General features: G+C 59.8%; 19 protein-coding genes. 6 read left to right on the top strand and 13 right to left on the bottom strand.

Features of this window, described 5'->3' with window-relative positions; all coding sequences use genetic code 11:
* Positions 1-132: 132 nt before the first annotated feature.
* From AB4P91_RS25900 to AB4P91_RS25885, 4 genes are all read right to left on the bottom strand, one after another.
* Positions 133-1017: an alpha/beta fold hydrolase gene (locus tag AB4P91_RS25900; protein WP_150594391.1), complete on the bottom strand. Its 885-nt coding sequence runs from the start codon at positions 1015-1017 to the stop codon at positions 133-135.
* Positions 1018-1333: 316 nt separating this feature from the next.
* Entirely contained in the window at positions 1334-2026 is a 693-nt protein-coding gene (locus tag AB4P91_RS25895; protein ID WP_395603974.1) for a pseudouridine synthase, read from the bottom strand.
* A 33-nt stretch (positions 2027-2059) separates the two neighbouring features.
* A complete protein-coding gene (locus AB4P91_RS25890) occupies positions 2060-2290 on the bottom strand; it encodes a cysteine-rich CWC family protein (protein WP_150687809.1) in 231 nt (76 codons plus the stop codon).
* Complete coding sequence (locus AB4P91_RS25885) at positions 2283-3770, bottom strand: diguanylate cyclase (RefSeq protein WP_395603973.1); 1488 nt, start codon at positions 3768-3770, stop codon at positions 2283-2285. Before AB4P91_RS25885 ends, AB4P91_RS25890 begins: the two co-directional genes overlap by 8 nt.
* A 347-nt stretch (positions 3771-4117) precedes the next feature.
* Between AB4P91_RS25885 and AB4P91_RS25880 the strand changes: the two genes are divergently transcribed.
* A complete protein-coding gene (locus tag AB4P91_RS25880; protein WP_042558053.1) occupies positions 4118-4504 on the top strand; it encodes a hypothetical protein in 387 nt (128 codons plus the stop codon).
* 57 nt (positions 4505-4561) lie between these two features.
* Here AB4P91_RS25880 and AB4P91_RS25875 read toward each other — a convergent pair whose 3' ends face one another.
* Entirely contained in the window at positions 4562-5674 is a 1113-nt protein-coding gene (locus AB4P91_RS25875; RefSeq protein WP_395603972.1) for an enoyl-CoA hydratase/isomerase family protein, read from the bottom strand.
* Positions 5675-5806: 132 nt separating this feature from the next.
* Between AB4P91_RS25875 and ung the strand changes: the two genes are divergently transcribed.
* The gene (ung, locus tag AB4P91_RS25870; protein WP_150594387.1) at positions 5807-6499 is read left to right on the top strand and encodes a uracil-DNA glycosylase; all 693 of its coding nucleotides are present in this window, start codon (positions 5807-5809) and stop codon (positions 6497-6499) included.
* A gap of 106 nt (positions 6500-6605) precedes the next feature.
* Here ung and AB4P91_RS25865 read toward each other — a convergent pair whose 3' ends face one another.
* The 5 genes from AB4P91_RS25865 to AB4P91_RS25845 all read right to left on the bottom strand — a co-directional run bounded on the left by AB4P91_RS25865 (position 6606) and on the right by AB4P91_RS25845 (position 12050).
* Positions 6606-7640, bottom strand: coding sequence for an AbrB family transcriptional regulator (locus AB4P91_RS25865; RefSeq protein WP_150594386.1), 1035 nt, complete (start codon positions 7638-7640; stop codon positions 6606-6608).
* Positions 7633-9147: a tripartite tricarboxylate transporter permease gene (locus AB4P91_RS25860; RefSeq protein ID WP_150594385.1), complete on the bottom strand. Its 1515-nt coding sequence runs from the start codon at positions 9145-9147 to the stop codon at positions 7633-7635. Before AB4P91_RS25860 ends, AB4P91_RS25865 begins: the two co-directional genes overlap by 8 nt.
* 1 nt (position 9148) lies before the next feature.
* On the bottom strand, positions 9149-9607 hold the full coding sequence (locus tag AB4P91_RS25855; protein WP_150594384.1) for a tripartite tricarboxylate transporter TctB family protein: 459 nt from the start codon (positions 9605-9607) through the stop codon (positions 9149-9151).
* A gap of 58 nt (positions 9608-9665) precedes the next feature.
* Positions 9666-10643: a tripartite tricarboxylate transporter substrate binding protein gene (locus tag AB4P91_RS25850; protein ID WP_150594383.1), complete on the bottom strand. Its 978-nt coding sequence runs from the start codon at positions 10641-10643 to the stop codon at positions 9666-9668.
* A gap of 114 nt (positions 10644-10757) precedes the next feature.
* Positions 10758-12050, bottom strand: a complete 1293-nt coding sequence (locus AB4P91_RS25845) for an OprD family porin (RefSeq protein ID WP_395603971.1) — start codon at positions 12048-12050, stop codon at positions 10758-10760.
* A 236-nt stretch (positions 12051-12286) separates the two neighbouring features.
* On the opposite strand from AB4P91_RS25845, the gene AB4P91_RS25840 reads away from it, so the two are divergent.
* Together AB4P91_RS25840 and AB4P91_RS25835 are read left to right on the top strand one after the other, a co-directional pair.
* A complete protein-coding gene (locus tag AB4P91_RS25840; RefSeq protein WP_042558060.1) occupies positions 12287-12958 on the top strand; it encodes a response regulator in 672 nt (223 codons plus the stop codon).
* Positions 12951-14336 (top strand): sensor histidine kinase, encoded by a 1386-nt coding sequence (locus AB4P91_RS25835; protein WP_150594380.1) that lies wholly within the window; start codon positions 12951-12953, stop codon positions 14334-14336. The genes AB4P91_RS25840 and AB4P91_RS25835 overlap by 8 nt, the downstream gene beginning before the upstream one ends.
* A gap of 147 nt (positions 14337-14483) precedes the next feature.
* On the opposite strand, the gene AB4P91_RS25830 is transcribed toward AB4P91_RS25835, so the two are convergent.
* Entirely contained in the window at positions 14484-15305 is an 822-nt protein-coding gene (locus tag AB4P91_RS25830; protein WP_395603970.1) for an HDOD domain-containing protein, read from the bottom strand.
* 35 nt (positions 15306-15340) lie between these two features.
* The gene (locus AB4P91_RS25825; RefSeq protein ID WP_395603969.1) at positions 15341-16282 is read right to left on the bottom strand and encodes a YgfZ/GcvT domain-containing protein; all 942 of its coding nucleotides are present in this window, start codon (positions 16280-16282) and stop codon (positions 15341-15343) included.
* 150 nt (positions 16283-16432) lie between these two features.
* Between AB4P91_RS25825 and AB4P91_RS25820 the strand changes: the two genes are divergently transcribed.
* Positions 16433-16687: a succinate dehydrogenase assembly factor 2 gene (locus AB4P91_RS25820; protein WP_042558064.1), complete on the top strand. Its 255-nt coding sequence runs from the start codon at positions 16433-16435 to the stop codon at positions 16685-16687.
* On the top strand, positions 16671-17123 hold the full coding sequence (locus AB4P91_RS25815) for a protein YgfX (RefSeq protein WP_150594377.1): 453 nt from the start codon (positions 16671-16673) through the stop codon (positions 17121-17123). The genes AB4P91_RS25820 and AB4P91_RS25815 overlap by 17 nt, the downstream gene beginning before the upstream one ends.
* Here AB4P91_RS25815 and nadB read toward each other — a convergent pair.
* Positions 17092-18708 (bottom strand): L-aspartate oxidase, encoded by a 1617-nt coding sequence (gene nadB / locus AB4P91_RS25810; protein ID WP_150597315.1) that lies wholly within the window; start codon positions 18706-18708, stop codon positions 17092-17094. The two genes, AB4P91_RS25815 and nadB, sit on opposite strands and share 32 nt — an antisense overlap.
* Positions 18709-19198: the final 490 nt, after the last annotated feature.

Raw genomic sequence — 19198 nt, 5'->3', positions numbered from 1 at the left:
TCGGCGGGGAATTTGAAGTTTTTCTTTTTTGCGCAAGGCATTACAGCGTTGAATCGGTCAATCGCGAGCGAGCACTGCGGGGGGCGTGAACAAAACGGTTAGCCCGGCAGGCTCGCTCGCGATGACGCTGTTTCAAATGGCCAGTGCATGTTGATCCTGAACAAACGAGTATCGCGTTCGGCTCGCCTGCGGTGCCGGTTTCAAAAAGCCCAGCAAGGCGTTCTGGCTATCCCGGCACGCAGCCTTGTGCTCCATGTCGAGAAAATGCCCGGTGGCTTGCACGGTGGTGAAGGTGCTCTGTGCCACGTGGTTGCCGAACAAACGCGCATCTTCGGCGGCGGTGTATTCGTCCCATTCACCGTTGAGAAACAGTACCGGCACGTTGATCTTCTTCGCCGCGTTTAAATAGCACTGACGATCGCTGTGCAGCACGTCGCTGATGTGGAAGTGCATCTGCCCGTATTCGTGTTCGGCCAGGCTACTGACGTGGCGATAGTTGAAGCGTTTGAACAGGGACGGCAGGTGTTTGCCGATGGTGCTGTTGACCAGCTGCCCGACCCGATCACCGTCACGCTGGCCGAGGTAATCGACGCCGCGCTCCAGGTAATCAAGCATGTGCGCGTTGATCACCGGCGAAAACGAGCTGATCACCGCTTTTTCGATGCGCCGTGGCTGGTCAGCAAGGGCAACCAGTGTCGCGGCGCCGCCCCAGGAGAACGACAGCACGTGTTCGGCGGCGAAGTGATCGATCAGCTCCAGCAGAATTTGCCCTTCAACGTCCTTTGTCAGATGTTTCTCGTGACGGTTGTGGGCTTTTGACCGGCCCGCGTAGGGCTGGTCGTAGCAGACCACGTTGAATTGCGGGTGCAGGTTTTTCACGGTTTGTGCAAACGACGCAGTCGTGGCCATCGAGCCGTTGACCAGAATGATGGTTTTTTCTGCGGCGTCTGCGCGATAGAACTCCGTGTAAACCCGATACTGACCCTGTATATCCAGCACAGCGATTTCTGGCCTCATGTCATAAGACTCCTGGCAAGCAAGCGGGTATGCGCGCAAATAGACATTGCACGAGCTTTGTGACAGGTAGGCATACGCCTGGAATTTGCTTGGCCCATGTCGATCCATGACTGCGGTCGACGGGTATTGTTATTGGCGGGCAGTTTGCCGGCTGAGGCGCAGCCCTTGGGGCTGACGACCGGCAAAAAGTTTCTTAGAGGTATGGTGTGACTCATCGGTCACATTTCGGCCGACGTCCTGATTCAAGCAGGGGGAGCAGGATCGCGCAAGTGCCGCAGCGCAATTGTTCGACAACTTCTGCTGAGCGGTCGGCTGCTTAGAACAAATGAATCTCTTCGGTGCGCAAAGCGCGATACTCGCCCGGTTTTAGCGCGTTATCGAGCCTCAGCGGGCCCATGGATTCGCGGTGCAGGCGCAGTACTTTGTTGTTGAAGTAACCAAACATGCGCTTCACCTGATGGTAGCGACCCTCGACGATGCTCAGGCGTGCCGAGCGTGATCCGAGTAGCTCCAACTGCGCAGGTTGCGTGGTCAGGTCTTCGAAGGCGAAGTAGATGCCTTCGGCAAACTGGCTCGTATAGTGCGCGCCGATTTCCTGCTCGGTCTCGACGTAATAGACCTTCGGCAATTTGGTTTGTGGCTGGGTCAGGCGCCGCGACCAGGCGCCGTCGTTGGTGATCAGCATCAGCCCGGTGGTGTTGAAGTCCAGGCGCCCGGCGATGTGCAGTTCGTCCTTGTCCGGTTCATTGATCAGGTCGAGCACGGTCGGATGTTGCGGATCGCGAGTGGCGCTGACGCAGCCCGGTGGCTTGTGCAGCATGAAGTAGCGCGCCGGTTTGCCGAGTTGCAGCACTTCGTCATCGACTTCGACACGGCTGAATTCAAGCACTTCACTGTGCGGGTCGCTGACGACTTTTCCGTCAACGCGCACGCGCTTTTCCACCAGCAACAGGCGAACCTGCTGACGGTTGTAGCGGGGCAGGTTGCTGAGGAAGCGGTCGACGCGCATGTTCAGGCTTCAACGGATCAAGGGGCACGCATCTTACGGGATCGGCTGACCGGCCGCTTGCAGTTGCGCCTCGACCTGCGCGCATCGCGGGCACAGGCAGGATTTGTCGCGCAGTGCTGGCGGCAAGGCTTGGAGCACCGCCGGATCAATGCTCACGCCGTAGCACCAGCAGGCGCGGTCGGCGGTGCGCGGGTCAGCCAGGCTGCAGTCGTTGCGGGCACCGCAGGCCGGGCAGAGGTCGGGTTTATCGTCAGAATCAGGCATAGGTCGAGTGAGGCATTTCCACGCAGGTGCGGTTGCGGCCGGTTTGTTTGGCCCGGTACATCGCATGATCGGCCCGCGACAGCAGACTGTGCAAGGTGTCATCGCGTTGCAGGGTGGTGGCGCCGATGCTCACCGTCAATTTTAGGGCATAGCCGTTGTAGGCATATTCTTGTTGTTCGATGTGCTGGCGAATCTTCTCGGCAATTTTCTGGCCGGTGTCGCCGTCGGTGTCCTTGAGCAAAACGATGAATTCCTCGCCGCCCCAGCGGCAAACGATGTCGGCGTGGCGCAGGCAACTTTGCAAATCCCGCGCAAACCCGATCAACACTTGATCGCCGGCCATGTGACCATAAGTGTCGTTCAACACCTTGAAGTGATCGAGGTCCAGTAGCAGCGCCGTCAGGGGTCTGGTTTCACGCTGCGCTTCGTGCAGAGCCTGACCGGCAAGCAAGTCGAAACCGCGGCGGTTCGGCAGTTCGGTAAGGCTGTCGAGGGTGGCCTGGGCCTGGATTTTCGATTGAAACCGTTTGATCACGCGATTGAGCAGCGCCAACACGATCAACGTTACCAGCAGACAGATCAGCAGATTGAGATAGAGCGACTGGCGGATTTCAATCAGCGCGCCATCCTCGCGTTTATCAACAAACAGGTACCAGTTGAGCTCCGGAATAAACCGCACGTTGAGGAAGTGCCCCTGGCCATGGGTCGAATACTCGTAGCTGCCGCTGTGCGGTTTGGGTAACAGGCTGACCAGGCTTTTCATGCTGTCGAGTTCAGCGAGGCTTTGCCCGATATGCGCGCCTTCAGGCCCGCCTTCGGCACCGGTCAGTACCAGTCGGCCGAAGGTGTCGACGAAATACACGCTGCGTTGATAACGCTGTTGATACTTGTCGATCAGTTTGATCACCGCGTCCACGGTCAGGCCGACGCCGGCCGCGCCAATGAAGCGGTCGTGGTAGTCGTAGACCTTGTAATTGATGAAGAACGTCAGGTTGTCCTTGTTGGCCAGATCCGGGTCGACATTGATCTCGTACGGATCTTCCATGTCCCTCACGCGAAAGTACCAGGCGTCCCGCGGCTCACCGACGCTGACCTGCTTGAGTACACCTTTGGCGTGGTAGTAAGTGAGGGTGGTATTGGAGACGAAAAACGCGGTGTAGGCGCCGTAGTGGGTCATGACCTCATTGAGATAACGGGTCATCTGCTCGGGGTTTTGCTCACCGTTCACCACCCAGTCGCGCATGAAGGTGTCGCGGGACATCATCGAGGAAATCAGGATAGGCCTGACGAGGTCTTTCTGGATTTCCGAATAGACGGTATCGGAAGTCAGCGGCAACTCGGTGTTGACGATGTTGTCGCGGATCGATTCGCGCGAGGCGTAGTAGCTCAGCAGCGAAGTAGCGAGAAAACCGGCGCCGAGCAAGGCGACCAGCGTCAATACCAATGAACGTTGCGAGTACAGCGGAGAACGAAGCGGCATGGCAGTTCCGTTGGCAGTGGCCCGATGGCTAGCATTCTAATGGCACTGTGCGGAAATAACTGCTCCATGTGCGGCGCGAATGTTCGTTCCTGTACTGGTACAAATTGCGTAGTGATCAGTGGGAGAGAGCTTGCTCGCGAATGCAACAGGTCAGTCAACGGTGAATCGCCATCGCCGGGAGATTCCTTCCTGCAGGGAGTAGTGGCGTTTAATCATCACTTGTTTCAACTTGTTGCGGAATCGCACCAGATTCGGAAATCGCTGTCTGATCTTTCGTCAGTCACCGAATTAAAGACTGACGCCTGCCAGCGTCGCTGGTGTGGCTACCCGCGGTCCAGGAGGCCGCCATGTATCGACGAATTCTTCTGCTTGCTGCGTTGATGTTTTCCGTCACCGGTTGTGCCCCGTATTCGTACGCGGACACTTATTACAGGTCTGAGGTCTACACATCACCCGCACCGGCGTATTACAACACTGGCGGCACGTACTACTCGGCACCGCGCTATTACCAGCCAGCGCCGCGTTACTATCAGCAACCGCGTTATTACCAGTCGGCGCCGCGCTATTATCAACCGGCCCCGCGGTATTACGAGAGCCGTCGCTGGCACGGTAATGATCGGGGTCGCTGGGATGGCCATCGTCGTGGCGGTTGGGACAATGACCACCGCGGTCGCGGCAATTACGATCGCCACAGCGGTCGGCGCGACCACAACGGACGTGGCAATCGCTGGTAACTGACCCGCAAACAAAAGCGGCGCATGATGCGCCGCTTTTTTGTGCCTGCGATTCAGTCAGTAAGCCGTCAAGTCCGCCAGCGGATGCCGCCCCTCCCACACCTTGTGAAAGTGCGCCTCAACTACCGCATCAGGCACGCTGCTGATGTCCGGCCAATGCCAGTGCGGCTTCTGATCCTTATCGATCAACCGCGCCCGAACCCCTTCGCTGAACTCCGGATGCCGGCAGCAATTGAGGCTCAGGGTGTATTCCATCTGAAAGACTTCAGCCAGCGACATGTGCCGTGCGCGGATAATTTGTTCCCAGACCAGATGGGCGGTCAGCGGCGAGCCTTCGCTAAGCGTTTTCGCTGCCCGGGCGATGAGCGGATCGCTGCTGTCGCGCTGCAGATGGATGGCTTTCCAGGCGCAGGTCACGTCGCTGACGTCGAGCAGTTCGTCGATCTGCTGACGACGCGGCAGCCACTGCGCCTCGGGCATTTGCGCCGCCGCTTCCTGCTGCAAGGCCTTGAGCAGGCTGTTGAGCTGCATGGCGGTCTGTTCCTGCCAGTTGAGTTGCAGCAGGCCTTCAATCAGCTCCGGTTGTTGCTCGTCGAGCAGAAAGCGGTCGGCCAGATCGAGGTCGATCGCGTCACGGCCATTCATGTGCGCGCCGGTCAATCCGAGGAACAGACCGAGCTTGCCCGGCAGCCGTGCCAGGAACCAACTGGCGCCGACATCCGGATACAGCCCAATGCTGATTTCCGGCATCGCCAGACGGCTGCTCGGCGTGACGATCCGCGTACTGGCGCCTTGCAACAGACCCATGCCGCCGCCCAGCACATATCCGTGGCCCCAGCAAATCAGTGGTTTCGGATAGGTATGCAGGCTGTAATCCAATCGGTATTCAGCCGCAAAAAACTGTGCTGCCAGCGGCGGGACTTCGCCGGGGTGCGCGCGACAGGCCTCCACCAGGCTGCGCACTTCACCGCCAGCGCAGAAGGCTTTGGCGCCGTTGCCGCGCAACAGTACGCAGACGATTTGCGGGTCTTTGGCCCAGGCGTTCAGTTTGTCGGCCAGCGCGTTGATCATCGGCAGCGACAGCGCGTTGAGCGATTTTTCAGCATCCAGGCTGGCGATACCGATGCGGGCGCCGGCGGTGCCGCAGAGTTCTTCGAAGTGCAGATTCATCGTGACCTCGATCGGAAATTTGAACGATCAGTATGATCGCTGCGTGGGAAAGTGCCGGATCTGCGTCAGATCAATTGACAAGCGTGGCCGGCTTTCCTAGGGTTCGCCCCATTGTTTTTGCCGGGTATGACCATGACTGCTGACGACCGTATCAAACTCGAACCGAGCTGGAAGGAGGCACTGCGTGCTGAATTCGACCAGCCTTACATGGCAGAGTTGCGCAACTTTCTGCAGCAGGAGCAGGCGGCCGGCAAGGAAATCTATCCGCCACGGCCGCTGATTTTCAATGCGCTGAACTCCACACCACTGGATAAAGTGAAGGTGGTGATCCTCGGCCAGGACCCCTACCACGGCCCGGGCCAGGCCCACGGCTTGTGTTTCTCGGTGCAACCGGGCGTGCCAGCGCCGCCGTCGCTGGTCAACATCTATAAAGAGTTGAAGCGCGACCTGAACATCGACATCCCCAGCCACGGTTACTTGCAAAGCTGGGCGGATCAGGGCGTGTTGATGCTCAACACCACCATGACCGTCGAGCGCGCCAACGCCAATGCGCACAAGGACAAGGGCTGGCAGTTTTTCACTGACCGGATCATCGAACTGGTCAGCGAGCGGCGGCCGCATCTGGTGTTCATGCTGTGGGGCGCTCATGCGCAGAGCAAGCAGAAGCTGATCGATGCGACCAAGCACTTGGTGCTGACCTCGGTGCATCCGTCGCCGCTGTCGGCTTATCGTGGCTTTCTGGGATGCGGGCACTTCGGCCGGACCAACAAGTTTCTTGAGCAGAATGGCGAGACGCCGATTGAGTGGCGGTTGCCGCCGGTTTGATGTTGGCCTGAAGGGCCCCATCGCTGGCAAGCCAGCTCCCACAGGGTTTTGCGGTGTGCACATAATCTGTGGGAGCTGGCTTGCCAGCGATGAAGTCAACTCGGTCTTACTCGGGATTACGATTCCAGTACTTGAACAACGGCTCCGCCAGAAACAGCACGAACAACAGCCGCATCACTTGCATCGCCGTCACCAGCGGCACCGACAGTTGCAAGGTTTCCGCCGTCAGGCTCATCTCGGCGATACCACCGGGCATCATGCCCAACGTCAGCGAACGCAGATCCAGATGGGTTAAAGCGCTCAGTCCCAACGCCGCCAGGCTTGCGATCAACATGGTCAGTGCCGTACCGATCAAGGTGCGGCCCATGAATGACGGCGCACGCCTGAAGAACTGTCGGTTGAAGTGACAACCCAAACCGCTGCCGATCAACCATTGGCCAATCTGACTGCCGCCATCGGGCAAGCCAAGGTGCAGATCCCAGCCAATGCTTACCGCCGCACTCACCAGCAACGGCCCGAACAGCCATGGATTGGGTTGGCGCAGACGCTGCCAGACCCAGGCGAGCAGGGCGCCCGCCGGAAACAGAATGGCCAGCCAGCGCCAATCGACGCTACCGGCATGAGAAATCGGCGTGCCGTCGCCCAGCAAGTACTTGAACGCCGCCGGCACACACAACACCACCACCAGCACCCGCAAGCTTTGCCCCGCCGCCACATGGCTGAGCATCGCGCCGTTGCGTGCGCCGAGGTTGACCATCTCCCCGGAGCCACCGGGCATGCTGGAGAAAAACGCCGTGGCGCGATCCTCACCGGTGCGGCGCATCAACCACACGCCCACCACCGCCGACAAACTGGTGACCAGCGCACCGAAGAAGATCAAACCGAAATGACTCAGCACCTGCTCCATCACCACCGGGGTGAAGTGCAGGCCAATGCCGATGCCGACGATCCACTGGCCGCATTTGCGCCCGCCAGGGATTTCCGTCAGTTGCCACGGGGTCAGGCAGCGCACGAGGATGATCGCCAGCAACGAGCCGACCATCCACGGCAGCGGCCAGCCGATCTGGCTGGCGAGGTAACCGCCCAGCAGACCGACCAGCGGGGTTCCCCACCAGGACTTTAGCGACAGCCGATCAAACATCGGCAATAGCGCGCCGGGCAACTGAACGTTTGCGCCAGATGCGCAGCAGCGGCATCAGCAGCATGATCGCGGTCAGTACCCAGACACCGAAGGTGATCGGGCTCGACCACAGGATTTCCAGTGCACCGTTGGAGATCGACAGGGCACGACGCAGGTTCTGCTCCATCAGACCACCGAGGATGAAACCCAGCAGAACCGGCGACAACGGGAAGTCGAGCTTGCGCAGGATGTAACCGAAGATGCCGATGCCGACCATCAGGAACAGATCGAAGGTGGTCGCGTGTACCGCGTAGACGCCGATGCCGGTGATGATCGCGATGACCGGCACCAGTGCCCAGTTCGGCACCGCGAGGATGCGCGTGAAGATGCGGATCATCGGAATGTTGAGGATCACCAGCATGATGTTGGCGATGAACAACGAAGCGATCAGGCCCCAGACGATGTCCGGTTGTTGCTGGAACAACAGCGGCCCCGGAGTGATGTTGTACAGCGACAGCGCGCCGATCATCACTGCCGTGGTACCCGACCCCGGAACGCCCAGCGTCAACATCGGCACCAGTGCGCCACAGGCCGAAGCACCGATGGCGGTTTCCGGTGCAGCGAGGCCACGGGCATCACCCTGACCGAATTTGCCGCTGGTACCGGCGATGCGTTTTTCGGTCATGTAGGCCACGGCACTGGCCAGCGTCGCACCGGCACCCGGCAACACGCCCATGATGAACCCGAGCAGACCGCAACGAATGTTCACAGTGAACACCGACGCCGCTTCCTTGAAGTTGAACATCATTCGACCGGTGGCTTTCACCGCTTCCTGGCCGCGATGGGTTTTCTCCAGCAGCAACAGAATTTCGCTGATCGAGAACAGGCCCAGCACCAGCACGACGAATTGAATCCCGTCGGTCAGGTGAATGTTGTCGCCGGTAAAGCGATACACGCCGCTGTTGGCATCGATGCCGACCGTCGACAGGAACAAACCGATCAACGCCGCAATAAACGTTTTCAGTGGTCGATCACCGGCCATGCCGCCGAGACAGACAATCGCGAACACCATCAGCACGAAGTATTCCGCGGGACCAAAGGCAATCGCCCATTTCGCCAGCAGCGGGGCGAACAGCACCATGCCGCACGTGGCGATGAAGGCGCCGATGAACGAGCTCCACGCCGACAACGACAGCGCCACACCGGCCATCCCTTTGCGCGCCATCGGGTAGCCGTCGAGGGTGGTCATCACGGTGGAAGCTTCGCCCGGAATGTTCAGCAGAATCGAGCTGATCCGGCCGCCGTATTCGCAGCCCAGATACACCGCCGCCAGCAGAATTAATGCCGATTCCGGCGGCAGGCCGAGGGCAAATGCGATCGGAATCAGTAACGCTACGCCGTTGATCGGGCCCAGGCCCGGCAACAGGCCGACGACGGTGCCGATCAGCGTGCCGCACAGCGCGGTCACCAGGTTGTAGGGGCTCAGCGCGACGCCGAAGCCCTGACCCAAATAGCCAAGAGTATCCATATCAGTTCTCCAGAACGTCGAGCAGGCCGAGGGGCAGCGGAACGTCCATCACACGGTCGAACAGCAGGTAAAGACCGATGGCCATCAGGGTGGTCACCACGATGCTTGGCATCCAGCGACCGCCATACAGACGGGCCATCGGAATGCCGATCAGCATGCTGCTGAGAATGAAGCCCAGCGGTTCGAAAAGGCCGGCGAACACCAGCAACAGCGCGACGCAGATGCAGATTTTGGTCAGCGTCTGGCCATCCAGTGGCGGCTCGTCTTCAGTGTGTTTGATGGGCGTCGGGCGGAACACCATGTACAGCAGCGCTGCGCCCATCAGACCGAGCATCAGCAGAGGGAAGGCGCGCGGGCCCACCGGTTCGTAGGAAAAAGCCGCTTGGTACGGCCACGCCATCAGTGCCAGGCCGACACAGACCAGCAATAGCACCGAAGCGAAAATGCGTTGTAAGAGCATGGGAAACTCCTGTGCCGCCGCCCCGCGAACGGGGGCTACGGCCGCTAGACAGAGACGATCACTGAATCAGGCCGAACTCTTTGGCCAGCACTTTGTAGTCCGCAACCTGCTTCTTCACATAGGTGTCCAGTTCCGGGCCGGTCATGGCGAACGGGAACAGTTCACGCTGATCGCGCAGCTTGGCGAACTCGTCGGAGGCCAGCAGCTTGTCGAACGAATCCTTCCACCAGGCGTAGTCTTCATCGCTGACTTTTGGCCCCAGGTAGAAACCGCGAACCACCGGCCAGACGATGTCGTAGCCTTGCTCGCGGGCGGTCGGGATGTCTTTCATTTCCGGTTCGTCGAGACGCTTGTCGGAGAAGACTGCGAGCAGGCGCATGTCACCGCTCTGGATGTGCGGCATGGAGTCGGAAATGTCGGTGCTGCCAACCTGGATGTGGCCGCCGAGGAGCGCGGTGGCGATCTCGCCGCCACCTTCGAGGGCGACGTAACGCAGTTCGCGCGGGTTGATCCCGGCAGCCTTGGCGATCAGTGCGGTTTGCATCCAGTCCTGGCTGCCGACAGTGCCGCCGGAACCGATAACCACGGAGCCGGGATCTTTCTTTAACGCCTGAACGAGATCGTCGAGGGTCTTGTAAGGCGAATCGCTTTTCACCGCGATGGCACCGTAACTGGTGCCGACTGCCGCGAGCCAGCGCACGTTGGTCTCATCGAAGCGCCCGAACTTGCCTTGCGCCAGGTTCAGCAGCGAACCGCTCGACCACGCCACCAGCGTGCCGGCATCGGCTGGCCGCTGCGCAACCACTGCGTTGTAAGCCACCGCGCCCACACCGCCGGGCATGTAGGTGACGCGCATCGGTTTGGACAGCAGTTTCTCGTTGACCAGCGCGCTCTGCACCAGTTTGCAGGTCAGGTCGAAACCACCGCCGGGCGACGCAGGAGCGATACATTCCGGACGCTTCGGTTCGGCCATGAGTTGGCCAGCGAACAGCACGCAACTGGCGGCGAGTGCAACTTTACGCAGTGACAGGTTCATTCGATTCTCCACGGTTCTTGTTGTAAGGCTTTATGTAGGAGCTGCCGCAGGCTCGGGCTGTGATCGGATGATCTTTTGATCTTCCGATCACAGCACCCTCGGCGTTTCAATCAATTACCAAAGGGCAACGCTATAGCTCACCAGCAGACGCACTTCGTCTGCATCGCGAGCGGAGTAATTGGAGCGGTAAGTGGCATTGCGCAGGCGCACAGCGACGTCCTTCAAGGCGCCGCTTTGTACTACATATTTGATCTCGGTATTGCGCTCCCACTCTTTGCCTTCTTCACCGCTTTTGAGCTTGATGTTGTCACCGCTCAAGTAACGGCTCATGAAGCTCAGGCCGGGAATGCCAAGTTTGGCGAAGTCAAAGTCGTAGCGCGCTTGCCACGAGCGTTCTTCGGCGCCGGCGAAGTCGTTGATCTGCACGAAGTTGACCAGGTACGGGTCGCTGCCATCGACATAGGGGAAGGCGCTATCGCCGGACATGTGCTGATAACCGGCGCTGAACTTGTGGCCGCTCAGGGCGTAGCTGACCAAGCCGTTGAGCGAGCGGTTGTCGATCTCGCCGCCACCGGCCGCACCTTGATCGTCACTGACGGCAAAACGCAGGTCGGTGGCAAATGTGCCGGGGCCCATCGGGCGCGAGGCAACGAGGCCGAAGAAGTGCTGGTTGTAGACTTCGTCGAGTTGCGCGAAGTGGTAACTGCCGGTGATCTTGTCGGTGAACCTGTAATCAACGCCGCCAAAGTCAAAGTGCTTGCCGGCAGCGGTGCCGGCGAAGCGGCTGTTCTTGTTGTTGAGGGCGATGTCCTCGAAATCGGTGCTGTCGCGGTCCTTGGCTTTCTCCAGGCGCCCGCCCGTGAAGGTCAGATTCCTGATTTCTTTGGAGGTCAGCAAGCCACCTTCAAATGTCTGCGGCAGGATGCGTCCGTCGTTGGGCTTGAGGATCGGCAGTTCGGGAATCAGGCTGCCGATTTTCAGTTCCGTGGCAGAGATTTTCACTTTGCCGGTCAGGCCGACTTTCGAGTATTCGTTCGCTGCGCGCCCGTCGTCGTGGGTCGGCAACAGGCCGGTGCCGCTGCGGTCCGGGCTCGAATCAAGTTTCACACCGAGCATGCCCAACGCATCGACACCAAACCCCACGGTGCCGTCGGTATAGCCCGATTGCAGATTGAGCATGAAGCCCTGAGCCCATTCATCGCGTTTGGATTGCTGGGCGCTGGTGCCATCGCGAAAGTCGCGGTTGAAATACATGTTGCGGGTTTCGAAGGTGGCGCTGCTGTCTTCGATGAAGTCGGCAAAACTCAACGGCGAAAAACCCGCGAGGGCGGCTGCACTGGCGAGGGCGGTGTGGCGGAGACGGGAACGGCGAACAGGCACAAGGACCTGGGGCTGCACGGGCGGCATGCGGGTGTACTCCGATTATTGTTTTTATTGGTCGAAAACGCTTCGTGGCGTTTTTCGTAGCGCTGTGTGGCAGCAGCGACGGCAGTCGAAACTGTCCGTAACCCGACTCTAACGGCCTAACCTTTCGCTAACCTTTCAGCTGACTTTCAATGTTTTCGGGCTTCACAGTGGCGGTTGCGGCTGTAAACTCCGCGGCAAAGAGTGGCGTCGGCCATCCCTGAACGAGGTAAAAATCCATGCGTGTTCTGCTCGTCGAAGACCATCTGCAACTGGCCGAAAGCGTCGCCCAGGCGCTCAAGAGCACCGGTCTGACCGTGGATGTGTTGCACGATGGCGTGGCTGCCGATCTGGCACTGGGCAGTGAGGAATACGCCGTGGCGATCCTCGATGTCGGCCTGCCGCGCATGGACGGGTTTGAAGTGTTGGCGCGGCTGCGGGCTCGCGGGAAAAATCTGCCGGTGCTGATGCTGACGGCGCGCAGCGATGTGAAAGACCGGGTGCATGGCCTCAATCTTGGCGCCGATGACTACCTTGCCAAGCCGTTCGAACTGACCGAACTGGAAGCCCGGGTCAAAGCGCTGTTGCGACGTAGTGTGTTGGGCGGTGAACGCCAGCAGCGCTGCGGGGTGCTGGCCTATGATCTGGACACCCGACGCTTCTCCCTCGGTGAGGAACTGCTCACGCTGACGTCCCGCGAACAAGCCGTACTCGAAGCGCTGATCGCCCGGCCGGGGCGAGTCATGAGCAAAGAGCAACTGGCCGCGCAGGTGTTTGGTCTTGATGAAGAGGCCAGCCCCGATGCCATCGAAATCTACGTGCACCGCTTGCGCAAGAAACTCGATGGTCAACCGGTCGCGATCGTGACCTTCCGCGGCCTCGGCTATCTGCTGGAAAGCCGCGATGCATAAGCCCAGCAGCCTGCGCTGGCGGTTGCTGTGGAACCTGGCGTCGTTGCTGGTGGTGTTGATGCTCGCCAGCGGCTTGAGTGCTTACTGGAATGGACGCGAGGCGGCCGACACGGCGTACGACCGCACGTTGCTGGCGTCGGCGCGAACCATCGCCGCGGGCCTGTCGCAACGTGATGGCAGCCTCAGTGCCGACGTGCCTTATGTGGCCCTCGATACCTTCGCTTACGACAGCGCCGGACGGATTTACTACCAGGTCAACGACATCCATCAAAAGCTGATATCCGGCTACGAAAACCTCCCCGGGCCACCGCCCGGTACACCAAGAACTGACAGCTATCCGGCGCTGGCGCGTTTCTACAATGCCACTTACAAGGGGCAGAACGTGCGCGTGGTCAGCCTGCTCAAAGCGGTGAGCGAGCCGAACATGAATGGCATGGCGGAAATCCGCGTGGCCGAAACCGACGAAGCCCGCGTCAGCATGGCGCGCAGTCTGGCGGCCGATACGTTGCTGCGTTTGGGCATGTTGGCGATCGGTGCCTTGCTGTTGGTCTGGTTTGCCGTCAGCGCCGCACTGCGTCCGCTGGAGCGTTTGCGCACGGCAGTCGAGGAGCGCCAACCCGACGACTTGCGGCCATTGCCACTGGTGGAAGTGCAACACGAGCTTTGGCCGCTGGTGCGCGGGCTCAACCATTTTACCGAGCGCCTGCGGGGGCAGTTCGAGCGCCAGGCGCAGTTCATCGCCGATGCGGCGCATGAGTTGCGCACACCCCTGGCGGCGTTGAAGGCGCGGCTGGAATTGGGGCTGCGTTCAAATGACCCGCAGGTCTGGCGGACGACGCTGGAATCTTCGGCCCAAGGCACCGATCGCCTGACCCATCTGGCCAACCAATTGCTGTCGCTGGCGCGCGTCGAAAATGGCGCCCGAGCGATTGCCGAGGGCGGTGCGCAGTTGCTCGATCTGAGCCAGTTGGCCCGCGAGTTGGGCATGGCCATGGCGCCACTGGCGCACAAACGCGGGGTGGCGCTGGCGCTTGAGGCCGATGAGCCGGTGTGGCTGCGTGGCGAGCCAACGCTGCTGAATGAGTTGTTGAGCAATCTGGTGGATAACGCCTTGGCGCATACGCCGCCGGGCGGCAACGTGATCTTGCGCGTGCTGACCCCGGCAGTGCTTGAGGTTGAAGACGACGGGCCGGGGATTCCGCTGCACGAGCGCGATCGAGTGTTCGAGCGCTTCTACCGGCGTAATCAGCAGGTGGCGGGATCGGGGTTGGGGCTGGCGATTGTCGGCGAGATCTGCCGGGCACATCTGGCGCAGATCACGCTGCATGATGGTGAACAGGCGGGGCTCAAGGTGCGGGTGAGTTTTATTGCTGGGTGAGGTTGCGGCGTCTCGGCTGGCCTCTTCGCGAGCAAGCTCGCTCCCACATTGGAATGCATTTCAATTTGAAAGCACATCTGCTTCACAGATGAGGGCATTTTCCTGTGGGAGCGAGCTTGCTCGCGAAGGGCTCGCCACCGTTTAGGATCAGTAAAACATCGAGCGTGATTCTTCCAGATCCGCGCACAGCGCCTTGTTCTCCGGATCAATCCCAAGCTTCCTGAACGCCGGAACACTCAGCGGATCAATCCGCGCAAACGGATGGTCAGTGCCCTTGTGGCAATAGAGGCTCGCCACCTGCACCAGATCGACGTAATCGACCTGTGCCGAGTCGCGTTTGAGATCCTGATACAGCCCCGGCAGCTCCACCAGTCGTTCCGGAAAATCCCAGACGCGCAAGAGCTTGTCGCCGAGCAACGGATGAAGGTGGTCGATTACATGGTTGAGGCTGACCGAATCCGAGAGCAGTTCATAGTGGTCTTCGGCATAGGTCAAAATCGGCAGCACGCCGATCTGATGCACCAGTCCACCCAGCGCCGCCTGATCCGGTTTGAGTTGGGTGTAACGACGACACAGCGCATAACTGACCCCGGCGATTTCCAGGCTCTTGCGCCAGACTTCACGCATTTTCTGTTCCACCACTTCGGAACTGGCGTGGAAAATCTGCTCCATCACCAGGCCGATCGCCAGGTTACTGCTGTAGTTGATGCCCAGGCGGATGATGGCGGTATGCAGGTCGGTGACTTCCTGCGCCGCGCGCAGCAGAGGGCTGTTGACCACTTTGATCAGGCGCGCCGACAGGGCCGTGTCACGGCCGATGACTTTGCTCAGTTCACTGACGCTGATTTCCGGATCTTCAGCAGCCTTGCGAATTTGCAAGGCTACTTCCGGCAGTGTTGGCAGAACCAGCTCATCTTTATCGATGGCCTCAACCAAATCCTGTTGGATCTTATCCGCCAGTTCGTTCATTTAGGCTCTCTAGGGTGTTGCAACAAATGCTGCGATCAGCGCTGGATTTCGCGGTCGCGATCCAGTTCGTAGGGCAAATCGAGCAGATGCAACGCAGGCCCTTCAAGGGTGCCCAGATGTAGATCACCCGCTTCTGCAGCTTCGGCCTGCAACACTGCCAGGAGTTCAATGTTTTGCCCGGCGCCAGCAGCCAGTACGACCTCGCCGATCGAGCTGTTGTGGCTCGGCGCAAACAATGGCGTGCCGGGTTCCGGCAATTGCGTGGCGTCGAGGCTCAAGCGATACAGACGGCGTTTGAGTTTGCCCAGGTACTGCATGCGCGCGACGATTTCCTGGCCGGTGTAGCAACCCTTCTTGAAACTCACGCCGCCGACGGCTTGCAGGTTGAGCATCTGCGGGATGAACAGCTCGCGGGTGGTGGGCATCACCTGACCGATACCGGCGCGGATCTGGCCGAGCAACCACTGGTTCAGTTCACCTTCAGGCAGGGTTATCGACAGCGTTTGTTTGATGGTTTGTGCTTGATCGGCGGGTACCCACAGTTCGGCACGATCCGGCGAGACGCGAATTGCAATCAGGCCGTGGTTGCGTACCACGCTGTCGGTCTCAATGGGCAGATCCAGGCCGAGACTGCTCAGCGCTGCATCGCCCGACCTCAGCCCGAAACGCACCCAGGCGGCGCTTTCGTCGGTCAGTTTCGACTTGGAGAACACCGCGTACTTTTTCAGGTCCGCCAGTTGCGGCTCGAGCAATTCGCTGGCCATCGCCAGCAGCACACCATCGCCTTCGAGCAGAATGCGGAAACTCGATTGCATCCGGCCTTTTTGCGTGCAGCGAGCGCCCAGGCTGGACGCTGTTTCGCTCAGATAATTGATATTGCAGGTCAACTGGCCTTGCAGGAATTTTCCGGCATCCGCGCCGCGGACCGCGAGAACGCCTTCATGAGACAGGGTGCAGAAAAAAGCAGAATCGGCCATGGGTCTTCGCAGGGTAAATAGACTGGGGCACATCATAAGGGCGCGTTGTTGAAATGGGTAGTTGATAAAGGATCGGTGGTGCCCGACCAAAGCCGACTGTGCGAGCGGCATCGGGGCTGTATACTTGCCGCCAAATTTGAGGAGGGCCCCATGGTCGAACAAGTTGAACTGAATCGCCTCTTTTGGCACAGCCGTCGCGGCATGCTTGAGCTTGACGTGTTGCTGGTGCCATTTGTGCAGGAGGTTTACGCAAACCTGAATCAAGTCGATCGCGATCTGTATGTCCGTCTGTTGACTTGCGAAGATCAGGACATGTTCGGCTGGTTCATGGAGCGCAACGAGTCCGAAGATCCGGAGCTGCAACGCATGGTTCGCATGATCCTGGATCGTGTTCAGCCCAAGTAATACGTTCGAATGCCGCTGGCATGCCTCACGGCAGTTGCTGGCGGCGTATCTGTTGGCCCAGGCATTCGCTCTGGGTGCCTTGTTTGTGCTTTCCATTCCCCTATGGGCGAGCTTGCTCGGGGCTTTCGGCTGCCTGCTTCACGGGTTTTGGGTGTTGCCGCGGCAGATTCTGCTCAGTCATCCCAAGGCAATGCGCGGTTTGCGTCGAGACGGCGACGGCTGGCAATTGTGGAATCAGGCGGAGGGCTGGCAAGCGGTGCAGTTGCGCCCGGACAGCCTTGCACTGCCGCTGATCGTGGTACTGCGTTTTCGTTTGCGCGGTGAGTGGCGCGTCAGATCGATCTGCGTGCCACGGGACTCGCAAGCGACGGATTTGCATCGACGCCTGCGAGTGCGGCTCAAGTTCAGCCGGCGTAGGTGGGCGGCACCAGAATAGTGTCGAGCGCTTCGGGCAGCAGGTCAGGGTAGTCGAGGGTGTAATGCAGGCCGCGACTTTCCTTGCGTTCCATGGCCGAGCTGATCATCAGTTCCGCCACTTGCGCGAGATTGCGCAGCTCGATCAAATCGCGGCTGACTTTATAGTTGCTGTAAAACTCGTCGATCTCGTCCAGCAGCAGACGCACGCGATGTTGAGCCCGTTGCAAGCGCTTGTTGGTTCGCACGATGCCAACGTAGTCCCACATGAATCGCCGCAGTTCATCCCAGTTGTGCGCGATGATTACGTCTTCATCAGAATCGGTCACCTGGCTGGCGTCCCAGACGGGCAGGGTGCTTGGCGCTGTGACGTCATCCAGTTGCGCCAGAATATCTGCCGCCGCCGACCGGGCGTAGACGAAACACTCCAGCAACGAGTTGCTGGCCATGCGGTTGGCACCGTGCAGGCCGGTGAAGCTGGTTTCGCCGATGGCGTACAAGCCCGGCACATCGGTGCGGCCATGCTGATCGACCATTACGCCGCCACAGGTGTAGTGCGCGGCGGGAACGACCGGGATCGGTTGTTTGGTGATGTCGATGCCAAAGCCCAGGCAGCGCTCATAAACAGTCGGGAAGTGCGTCTTGATGAACGCTTCGGGTTTGTGGCTGATGTCGAGATAGACGCAGTCGACACCCAGACGCTTCATTTCATGGTCGATGGCCCGGGCGACGATGTCACGCGGTGCCAGTTCGGCGCGCTTGTCGAAGCGATACATGAAGCGTTCGCCGTTCGGCAGCTTCAAATGCGCGCCTTCGCCACGCAGGGCTTCAGTGATCAGGAAGCTCTTGGCCTGCGGGTGATACAGGCAGGTGGGGTGAAACTGGTTGAATTCCAGGTTCGCCACCCGGCAGCCCGAGCGCCAGGCCATGGCGATGCCATCACCGCAGGCGCCGTCGGGATTGCTGGTATAGAGGTAAACCTTGGCCGCACCACCTGAAGCCAGAATCACGAAGCGCGCGCCGTAGGTGTCGACTTCGCCGGTCGCGCGGTTGAGCACATAGGCACCGAGGCAGCGATCGCCGTCCATGCCCAAGCGTCGTTCGGTAATCAGATCGACGGCCACCCGCTGTTCCAGCAGTTCGATGTTCGAGCGCTCTTTGGCCTGGGCCAGCAAGGTTTTGAAGATGGCAGCGCCGGTCGCATCGGCTGCATGGATGATGCGCCGGTGACTGTGGCCGCCCTCGCGGGTCAGATGGAATTCGAAACCGCCGTCTTCAGTGCCGGACTGTTCGTCGCGGGTGAACGGCACGCCTTGGTCGATCAGCCACTGGATGGCTTCACGGCTGTGTTCGACGGTGAAGCGTACGGCGTCCTCATGGCACAGGCCGCCGCCCGCATTCAGGGTGTCATCGACGTGGGACTCGACAGTGTCGGTGTCGTCCAGCACGGCGGCGACTCCGCCCTGGGCCCAGAAAGTCGAACCGTTGGCGAGATCGCCCTTGCTCAAAACGGCAATGCGCAGATGACCTGGCAGGGTCAGCGCAAGACTCAAACCGGCAGCACCGCTGCCAATGACCAGAACATCGTGTTGGAACTGTTGGCTCATTTCAGCATTCCGCTCAAAGCGACCCGGGTCGGGGTTGGCGCATGACACCTGAATCGGCGAGTCAAGACAGCCACACAGCCCACTAGTATATAGAGGGGCAGGTCGGCACAATAGCCGTGCCCAGATGGCATTGTGAAACTACTGTGACGGAAAAAGCCGGGTACTTCGTCGGAAGAATTTTTCGTCGGTTCCGGGGGAAGGCGACTGTATCGCTGCTGAAACAGTCTTTTTCCGTCCAGTGTTGCCCAATGTCGCACGGGTGCGGCTATAAATAATTGGAACTTTTGCCAAAGGGCCAAGATCAATAGACGGTGCCATGAAAAGGGACAGTGTCGGTTTCAGTGAGGAATCTGCGATCTGGGTTTCTACCGGCGAAACCGATGACAAGATTATTCGCGCAGCCGGTTTATCCCGCGCTGCGTTTTTCGTGCGTGCCAAATCAGAGCCCGCAGGAAACTTGCTTGGAGGGGGAGAACTTTTGAGAAAAGCC

It is taken from the genome of Pseudomonas sp. B21128 (assembly GCF_044218865.1).
Lineage (GTDB): Bacteria > Pseudomonadota > Gammaproteobacteria > Pseudomonadales > Pseudomonadaceae > Aquipseudomonas > Aquipseudomonas iridis.
Note: the sequence above shows the minus strand (reverse complement) of the source record. Positions and strands in the feature narration are given on the sequence as shown.

Bases quoted from the DNA above. Each gene is read 5' to 3' on its own strand.
- AB4P91_RS25900 (WP_150594391.1), bottom strand. From the start codon at position 1,017: ATGAGGCCAGAAATCGCTGTGCTGGATATACAGGGTCAGTATCGGGTT.
- AB4P91_RS25895 (WP_395603974.1), bottom strand. From the start codon at position 2,026: ATGCGCGTCGACCGCTTCCTCAGCAACCTGCCCCGCTACAACCGTCAG.
- AB4P91_RS25890 (WP_150687809.1), bottom strand. From the start codon at position 2,290: ATGCCTGATTCTGACGATAAACCCGACCTCTGCCCGGCCTGCGGTGCC.
- AB4P91_RS25885 (WP_395603973.1), bottom strand. From the start codon at position 3,770: ATGCCGCTTCGTTCTCCGCTGTACTCGCAACGTTCATTGGTATTGACG.
- AB4P91_RS25880 (WP_042558053.1), top strand. From the start codon at position 4,118: ATGTATCGACGAATTCTTCTGCTTGCTGCGTTGATGTTTTCCGTCACC.
- AB4P91_RS25875 (WP_395603972.1), bottom strand. From the start codon at position 5,674: ATGAATCTGCACTTCGAAGAACTCTGCGGCACCGCCGGCGCCCGCATC.
- ung (WP_150594387.1), top strand. From the start codon at position 5,807: ATGACTGCTGACGACCGTATCAAACTCGAACCGAGCTGGAAGGAGGCA.
- AB4P91_RS25865 (WP_150594386.1), bottom strand. From the start codon at position 7,640: ATGTTTGATCGGCTGTCGCTAAAGTCCTGGTGGGGAACCCCGCTGGTC.
- AB4P91_RS25860 (WP_150594385.1), bottom strand. From the start codon at position 9,147: ATGGATACTCTTGGCTATTTGGGTCAGGGCTTCGGCGTCGCGCTGAGC.
- AB4P91_RS25855 (WP_150594384.1), bottom strand. From the start codon at position 9,607: ATGCTCTTACAACGCATTTTCGCTTCGGTGCTATTGCTGGTCTGTGTC.
- AB4P91_RS25850 (WP_150594383.1), bottom strand. From the start codon at position 10,643: ATGAACCTGTCACTGCGTAAAGTTGCACTCGCCGCCAGTTGCGTGCTG.
- AB4P91_RS25845 (WP_395603971.1), bottom strand. From the start codon at position 12,050: ATGCCGCCCGTGCAGCCCCAGGTCCTTGTGCCTGTTCGCCGTTCCCGT.
- AB4P91_RS25840 (WP_042558060.1), top strand. From the start codon at position 12,287: ATGCGTGTTCTGCTCGTCGAAGACCATCTGCAACTGGCCGAAAGCGTC.
- AB4P91_RS25835 (WP_150594380.1), top strand. From the start codon at position 12,951: ATGCATAAGCCCAGCAGCCTGCGCTGGCGGTTGCTGTGGAACCTGGCG.
- AB4P91_RS25830 (WP_395603970.1), bottom strand. From the start codon at position 15,305: ATGAACGAACTGGCGGATAAGATCCAACAGGATTTGGTTGAGGCCATC.
- AB4P91_RS25825 (WP_395603969.1), bottom strand. From the start codon at position 16,282: ATGGCCGATTCTGCTTTTTTCTGCACCCTGTCTCATGAAGGCGTTCTC.
- AB4P91_RS25820 (WP_042558064.1), top strand. From the start codon at position 16,433: ATGGTCGAACAAGTTGAACTGAATCGCCTCTTTTGGCACAGCCGTCGC.
- nadB (WP_150597315.1), bottom strand. From the start codon at position 18,708: ATGAGCCAACAGTTCCAACACGATGTTCTGGTCATTGGCAGCGGTGCT.